Genomic DNA, 6,465 nt, shown 5'->3' on the forward strand with positions numbered 1-6,465 from the left:
GGCCGGATCGGCGCGGGGCGGGCGGCCGGCCAGGCGCGCTGCCGCAGCCGCGCCGCGACGGCGCCCGGGTCGGCCCGCAACAGCCAGTCGCGCAGCGCCTCCACCGTCTCGGTCAGCTCCGGCTCGATGGCGTCCGGGTCGGCGACGTCCGTGCCGAACGGCAGGCTGGCGCGCAGCCGCTGGTCCTCGGCGGCCAACGCGAGCAGTTCCTCGACGAGGGCGTAGCGGGTCAGCGCCCGGATGCCCACGGTCAGGTGCAGCGAGCTGGCCTCCTGCGCCTGGGCGCTGTGCAGCCAGCCGCGGGGCAGGTAGAGGGCATCGCCGGGGGCGAGCACCACGTCCAGCGCCGCCGGGCCCTGCGCGGTGGCGCCGACCTCGTCGGCGCGGCCTCCCCAGGGCTGCTTCTCCAGCGGGTCCGGCAGCACCGGCGGGTGGATCCGCCAGTGCTTGCGGCCGTCGACCTGGAGCACGAACACGTCGTGGGTGTCGTAGTGGGTGGCGAAGCCCTGGCTGCCCGCCGGTGTGAGGTAGGCGTTGACCTGCAGCGGTTGGCTCAGCGCGAGGCCCAGCTCGCGGGCGAAGTCGACCAGCGGCGGCCAGATCCGGTGCAGGCCCTGCAACACCAGGGTGGCACCGCCGGCGTACTGCTCGAGGACCCGCTCGTCGAGCACCTGGTCGCCGATCTCGGCGCCGGCGCCACCGCCGCCGGTCCAGCGCGCCGCCGGGACCAGCTGCCCGTCCTTGGCGACCCGCAGGAAGGGGGTACGCAGACCGCGCCGGCTGAGCAGCTCGTCGGCGTCGGCGGGGCTGAACAGGTCGGCGAACCCGGCCGGCTCGGGCAGCTCGGCGGCGCGGGACAGCAGCGGGGTGTGGCCCCAGTGCGCGGCGGCGAACTTGGCCGGTTCGACCGAGACGCAGCGGGCGAGCGCCGCGGCGGCGCTCGCGGACGGCACCGCCGGGCGGCGCTGGCCGCCCGGCGGGTCGAGGTGCGTCATGACGGGTGCCGCTACCGGGCGCTGCCGTCGGCGCCACCGTCCTGCTGGCCCGGGGTCGCGCCGCCGTCGGCCGGACCCTCCGCGCCACCGTCGGCGCCACCGTCCTGTCGGCCCGGGGTCGCGCCACCATCGGCCGGACCCTCCGCGCCACCGTCGGCGCCACCGTCCTGCTGGCCCGGAGTGGCACCACCGTCGGCCGGACCCTCCGCGCCACCGTCGGCGCCACCGTCCTGCCGGCCCGGGGTCGCACCACCGTCGGCCGGACCCTCCAGGCCGCCGCCGCCCGTGGTCTGCATGTCGTCATCGTTGAGTGCCATCGGTACTCCCTCGGGTGTGCCGCCCCGCCGTACGCCGGGGTCCGTCGTGCTGCGGGTGGTACCCCACGCGCGATCTTCTCTAACCCTCACCGTAGACGCCGAATCAGGGCGACACGGGCGGTTCACCGGGGGCGGGTCGGTGCGAGGATGAAGGGGTGATGCTGGTGGGCACCTCCGGCTGGCAGTACCGGGACTGGCGCGGCCGCTTCTATCCGGAGCGGCTGCCGCAGCGGCTCTGGCTGGAGCACTTCGCGGCCGGGTTCGCCACCGTCGAGGTCAACAACGCGTTCTACCGGCTGCCGGAGCGGGACACGTTCGCCGCCTGGCGGGCCCGGACGCCGGACGACTTCTGCGTGGCGGTGAAGATGAGCCGCTACCTGACCCACATCAAGCGCCTGCGGGAGCCAGCCGAGCCGGTGGCCCGGTTCCTCGGCCGGGCCACCGCGCTCGGTGACCGGCTCGGCCCGGTGCTGGTGCAGCTGCCACCGAACCTCCAGGCGGACGTCGACGCGCTCGACGCGACGCTGCGGCTCTTCCCGGCCGACGTGCGGGTGGCGGTCGAGCCACGGCACCCGTCGTGGTGGACCGATGCCACCCGCCGGGTCCTGGAACAGCGGCGGGCGGCGCTGGTCTGGGCGGACCGCCTGGGCCGCCCGGTCGCCCCGCGCTGGCGCACCACCGACTTCGGCTACCTGCGGCTGCACGAGGGGCGGGCCCGGCCCTGGCCCCGGTACGGGCGGACGGCGCTCGGCTCGTGGGTGAGCCGGCTGGCCGACGCCTTCGGCCCGGACGAGCCGGCGTACGTCTACTTCAACAACGATCCCGGTGGCGCGGCCATCGTGGACGCCGTCGCCTTCGCCGCGCTGGCCCGCCGGGCCGGTCACCGGGTGACCCGGGTGCCGTCCGCTCCGCCGCCGTCCGCCGACGGCTGAGCCCGCCCGACGACCGTCGGACGGGCTCGGGGCGTCAGGGCAGCATCTGGGCCAGGTCCTTGGGCATGGTGTCCTTCACGTCCTGCCACTCGCCCTGGGTGACGTGTCGGCGCAGGGTGTCCAGCACCACCTGCGTCACCCGCTCGGGGCCGCCCTCCACGTCGTACGGGAAGCCCTGGCGCACCTCGTACAGGAAGTCGTCCCGGTTGAGCTTGATCGGGACGTCCGACGGGTTCCAGCCGTCGAAGTAGATCCCCCGGACCAGGATCGGCAGCTGCTGGGCGAACTCCACGCTCTCGTTGACCGGCATCCGGTCCCGGAGCAGGTGCAGCACCGTGCGCAACGCCGCGTACGACTGGTTGCGCCGGTCCTTCGGCCAGCCGTAGGCGCTCTCGATGTCCTTGAGGATCAGGTTCGTCTTGTCGAGCGAGGACTCGAACGCCGAGATCAGTTGGTCAGCCATCGGTCGACCCCCGTTCCCCCGTGTCCCACCGTTGGTCGTCGTCGCGGCGCGGCGGCCCCACCGGCTCGCGTCGGGCCCGGATCGGGCTGCCCTGTGGTGCGCGCCGGGCGTTGTCGGCACTGCCGACCACGTGCAGGACGGCGCCGCGCCGTCTATCCGCCACCAGTCGAACCGTCATCCCCGTCACCTCCGTGTCGTCTCCGGCGCCGGTCACCTCCGCGACCGCACGCACCCCCACCCTGCCGTTCGGCTGGGTGACCCGACCCCACCCCGAACGGGTGAGATGGCCACAGCGGCCGATCAGGCGTCGAGCAGCCCGGCAAGGGTCTTCGCGTTCGTCTGCGCGTAGTCGCGGTAGCAGTTGTTCATGAGAACGTGCGTCTGCCCGGCCTCGTCGGCCAGCTCGCGCAGCTTCGGCGCCCAGTCGGCCAGCTCCCGTTTCGAGTAGTGGTAGCCGAACTTCTCGTGGATGTCCCTGCTGGTCCACTTGTCGCTGTGGCCGTGGAAGCGCACGACCGCCAGATCCGCGGTGGCGGCCAGCACCGGGGGCACCGACGAGCGGTGGCCCTGCGGCATGTCCACGCAGACGTACGGCAGCCGGTGCTCACGCAGGAACGCCACCGTCTCGTCGGCGTTGGCGCCGTCGAACCAGGAGGCGTGCCGGAACTCGTAGACCGGACGCAGCGGCGCGCAGCGCTTCGCCACCTCCAGCAGGTACTGCTTGTTGTCCCGCTTGATCGTGAACCAGGGCGGGAACTGGAACAGCAGCGCTCCCAGCTTGCCCGCCTCGACCAGCGGGTCCAGTGCGGACAGGAAGCGCGTCCACACCTCCTCGTACGCCTGCGCGGGCAGGTCGTCGGGGTAGATGTTCTTCTTCTCGGTCTCCGGACGCAGGTCCTTGTAGAGCGCGCTGACCCGGGTGGGATGCCCGGTCAGCAGGCTGAACGCCTTGACGTTGAAGGTGAAGCCGGCCGGTGTGCGCTCCGCCCAGAGCCGGGCGGTCGCCTCGGCGGGCGGCGAGTAGTAGGTGGCGTCCACCTCGACCAGCGGAAACTGCTTCGCGTAGTACGCCAGGCGCTTCTCCGGCGTGTCCGCGGTCTGCGGATACCACCCGGAGTCGAGCAGCGTGCGGTCGGTCCAGGACGCGGTGCCCACGAGGATGTCACCCATGGGTGGAGTCCATCGTGTCGCGGACCGACCGGCAACCGCTGGAGTCGCTCAGGCCGCCCGCCGCTCGCGGGTCTGCTTGCAGGTCACGCACGTGGTGGCGGACGGGAAGATTTCCAACCGCTCCACGGGGATCGCCGCCGAGCAGCCCTCGCACCAGCCGTAGGTGCCCTCCGCGAGCCGGCCGAGGGCGTGCTCGTACTGGGCGCGGCGGTCGAGGATCGTGCGCAACAGGGACTGCGCGGTGTCGCGCTCCGCCGTCTTGGTGCCGCTGTCGGCCTGGTCGTCGCCGGCGGTGTCGCCGACCTCCACCAGCCGCAGCACCTGGCTCTGCAGCACCGCCTGCTCGTACTCCGCGGTCAGCTCGTCGTAGCGCGCCTGGAGCGAGAGCCGGATCGCGTCGATGTCCGCCTGGGAACGGCCCGTTCCGACCGTGTCGTGGACGAGCATGGCTGCCTGCCTTTCCTGGGCCTGGTCAAAGGTGAACCGGGAAGCCGGCGGCACCTGGCCCCGGTCACGGTCGCGTCTGGTGCGCGGGCGGTCGCCCGCGCTCTGTGAGCCGGGCGAGTACCCGCGCGGGCAGTCGATCAAACCGGCCAATTTCGCACGATTGTCAGCTGCCTGCGCCGGGCTCCACGAGCGCCGGCCGGCGGGGGTCGTCGGCCCGCACCACCACGTCGGCGAAGCTGGCCGGGGCGACCTCCTCGGCGTACCGGTCGAAGGCCGCCAGGGTCCAGTCCTCGGCCGGTCCGGTACGCCGGCGCAGCGCCGCCGCGGACAGCTCCAGGTGGACGGTGACGTCGAAGGGCAGGCCACCGCCGAGCAGCAGCGCGCCACTGACCAGGACCACGCCCCCGGGTGCCAGGTCGACGTAGGCGGCACGGCTGGCCCGGTCGGCGGCGGCGTCCCAGAGCGTGGGGAGCAACCGCCCGGAGCCGCCGGGGCCGGCCGGGTCGAGCACCTCCCGGCGCAACCCCGCCTCGTCCACCCAGCCCTCGTAGTAGGCGTCCGGGTTGGTCCGGCCGAGCTCGAAGCGCAGCGACGCGGGGCGCAGGAAGTCGGTGGCGCGTACGTGCAGCACCGGTCGGCCCTGGGCGCGCAGCGGTTCGACCAGCGCGGCGGCCAGCGCGTCGGGGCCGGCGGCGGGAGCGCCGTCGATCGCGACGCGCAGCCGGGCAGGCTTCGGGGCGGCGCTGGCGGCGGCGTCGGCCAGCCGACCGGTCAGCTCGGTGACGAGCAGGTCGGGCGAGATGGGGCGGATGCGCACCGGACCATCCTGCCCCGGGCGCGGCGGGCCCGTGGCGTGGGTCAGCCGCTGCGGTCGATGGTGACGCGGGCGTCGTCGGCCAGCCGGTAGCCCACGCCGTAGACGGTGGTGACCAGCGGGACGTCCACACCGACCTTGCCGCGCAGGCGACGCACGTGCACGTCGACGGTGCGGACGCCGGCGTGCTCGTAACCCCAGACGGCGTTGAGCAGTTGCAGCCGGGTGAACACCCGGCGGGGGTGCGCGACCAGGTGCAGCAGCAGGTCGAACTCCAGCCGGGTCAGCGGCAGCGGCTCGTCGTCGCGTAGCACCGACCGGGACGAGGCGAGGATGTGCAGGGCGGGGATGGTCGGGGTGACCGGACGGCTCGACGACCGGTTGGCCGGCACCGCGTCGGCGCGGCGTTCGGTCGGGACGGAGCTGGTGATCACGGCCTCGCCCCGTTCCAGCATCTCGCGGGCCGCCTCGAGCAGCCGGCGCGCCGGCGGGGTCAGCGACTCCTCGCAGGCGAGCGGGATGGACAGCGTCACGGTGAGCACCGGCGCGGCGGTGTTCGCCGGGCGGCGCTGGCCGCCCGGTGGTCGACCGGGCACCGCGGGTTGGGACGTATGCCATCCTGCGCGCGACGAGGCGGGGCTGACCGACATGGTCCTCCTTGGGCTGGTCCGGGTATCTCCCCACGGCCCGGGACGCCGCTTCATCGATGTTTCCCGGCGCCCGCACGAGGGTCAAGGGGCGGCTGCGTTGCATGAATGTGACAATTGACGAACACATCGCAGCCGACTGCTCGCTCTGCGTACGAGGTCAGATGATTACAGCAGAGCCGTCAGGTTGACCCGATACGGGGGTCCCCGCCCGGTTCACCGTGGCCGGTTCCGCCTCCTGTGGACCAACGCCGTGGGGTGTTCAGCGGCTGCGGTCCACCCTGATCCGCGCCTCGTCGGCCAGCCGGTAACCCACCCCGTACACGGTGGTGACCACCTCCGCGCCGGCCAGCTTGGCGCGCAGGCGACGGACGTGCACGTCGACCGTCCGGGCCACGGCGTGCTCGTAACCCCAGACGTTGGCGAGCAGCTGGAGACGGGTGAAGACCCGGCGTGGCCGCTCGGCCAGGAACAGCAGCAGCTCGTACTCGATGCGGGTCAGCGGGACGACCCGGTCGCCCCGGCGGACCACCCGCGAACCGGCCAGGACGTGCACCTCGTCGGCGTCGGCGGGCGGCTCGGCGCCGGCGGACGGGCCCGTCGTTGGCGCGGCGTCACCGGCGGTCGCGGCCGGCGTCCCGTCGCCCGCGGTCGGCCCCGGGGCCGGCGGGGCGTGGTCG

Annotated in this window: 10 protein-coding genes; 1 reads left to right on the forward strand and 9 read right to left on the reverse strand. The window is 73.8% G+C overall.

Annotation, left to right across the window (positions count from 1 at the left end; translation table 11 throughout):
* Both DKT68_RS01120 and DKT68_RS01125 read right to left on the reverse strand, forming a co-directional pair.
* Positions 1–995 (reverse strand): cupin domain-containing protein (locus DKT68_RS01120; protein WP_109815576.1); only part of this gene is annotated, 995 nt, incomplete at its 3' end.
* An 11-nt stretch (positions 996–1,006) separates the two neighbouring features.
* A complete protein-coding gene (locus DKT68_RS01125; protein WP_109815577.1) occupies positions 1,007–1,312 on the reverse strand; it encodes a hypothetical protein in 306 nt (101 codons plus the stop codon).
* A 158-nt stretch (positions 1,313–1,470) separates the two neighbouring features.
* On the opposite strand from DKT68_RS01125, the gene DKT68_RS01130 reads away from it, so the two are divergent.
* On the forward strand, positions 1,471–2,244 hold the full coding sequence (locus DKT68_RS01130; protein WP_236646659.1) for a DUF72 domain-containing protein: 774 nt from the start codon (positions 1,471–1,473) through the stop codon (positions 2,242–2,244).
* Positions 2,245–2,278: 34 nt separating this feature from the next.
* Here DKT68_RS01130 and DKT68_RS01135 read toward each other — a convergent pair whose 3' ends face one another.
* The 7 genes from DKT68_RS01135 to DKT68_RS01165 form a co-directional block, all read right to left on the reverse strand.
* The gene (locus DKT68_RS01135; RefSeq protein ID WP_109815579.1) at positions 2,279–2,707 is read right to left on the reverse strand and encodes a DUF2267 domain-containing protein; all 429 of its coding nucleotides are present in this window, start codon (positions 2,705–2,707) and stop codon (positions 2,279–2,281) included.
* Positions 2,700–2,885 carry a hypothetical protein gene (locus tag DKT68_RS01140; RefSeq protein ID WP_109815584.1) on the reverse strand — a complete coding sequence of 62 codons (186 nt, stop codon included), beginning with the start codon at positions 2,883–2,885 and terminating at the stop codon, positions 2,700–2,702. Before DKT68_RS01140 ends, DKT68_RS01135 begins: the two co-directional genes overlap by 8 nt.
* Before the next feature lie 122 nt (positions 2,886–3,007).
* Positions 3,008–3,877 (reverse strand): DUF72 domain-containing protein, encoded by an 870-nt coding sequence (locus tag DKT68_RS01145; protein WP_109815580.1) that lies wholly within the window; start codon positions 3,875–3,877, stop codon positions 3,008–3,010.
* Positions 3,878–3,925: 48 nt separating this feature from the next.
* Positions 3,926–4,324 (reverse strand): TraR/DksA family transcriptional regulator, encoded by a 399-nt coding sequence (locus DKT68_RS01150; protein ID WP_109815581.1) that lies wholly within the window; start codon positions 4,322–4,324, stop codon positions 3,926–3,928.
* Between the two features lie 163 nt (positions 4,325–4,487).
* Positions 4,488–5,141 (reverse strand): nucleoside/nucleotide kinase family protein, encoded by a 654-nt coding sequence (locus tag DKT68_RS01155; protein ID WP_109815582.1) that lies wholly within the window; start codon positions 5,139–5,141, stop codon positions 4,488–4,490.
* Positions 5,142–5,182: 41 nt separating this feature from the next.
* Positions 5,183–5,788 carry a winged helix-turn-helix domain-containing protein gene (locus DKT68_RS01160; protein ID WP_109815583.1) on the reverse strand — a complete coding sequence of 202 codons (606 nt, stop codon included), beginning with the start codon at positions 5,786–5,788 and terminating at the stop codon, positions 5,183–5,185.
* Between the two features lie 259 nt (positions 5,789–6,047).
* On the reverse strand, positions 6,048–6,465 hold a 418-nt coding region (locus DKT68_RS01165), incomplete at its 5' end, for a winged helix-turn-helix domain-containing protein (RefSeq protein WP_146218257.1).

Origin of the sequence: Micromonospora acroterricola (assembly GCF_003172955.1) — a bacterium.
Taxonomy (GTDB): Bacteria; Actinomycetota; Actinomycetes; order Mycobacteriales; family Micromonosporaceae; genus Micromonospora; species Micromonospora acroterricola.

Coding starts and splice junctions, on each gene's coding strand:
- DKT68_RS01160 (WP_109815583.1), bottom strand. CDS start 5,788: ATGTCGGTCAGCCCCGCCTCGTCGCGCGCAGGATGGCATACGTCCCAA.
- DKT68_RS01150 (WP_109815581.1), bottom strand. CDS start 4,324: ATGCTCGTCCACGACACGGTCGGAACGGGCCGTTCCCAGGCGGACATC.
- DKT68_RS01130 (WP_236646659.1), top strand. CDS start 1,471: ATGCTGGTGGGCACCTCCGGCTGGCAGTACCGGGACTGGCGCGGCCGC.
- DKT68_RS01125 (WP_109815577.1), bottom strand. CDS start 1,312: ATGGCACTCAACGATGACGACATGCAGACCACGGGCGGCGGCGGCCTG.
- DKT68_RS01140 (WP_109815584.1), bottom strand. CDS start 2,885: ATGACGGTTCGACTGGTGGCGGATAGACGGCGCGGCGCCGTCCTGCAC.
- DKT68_RS01135 (WP_109815579.1), bottom strand. CDS start 2,707: ATGGCTGACCAACTGATCTCGGCGTTCGAGTCCTCGCTCGACAAGACG.
- DKT68_RS01145 (WP_109815580.1), bottom strand. CDS start 3,877: ATGGGTGACATCCTCGTGGGCACCGCGTCCTGGACCGACCGCACGCTG.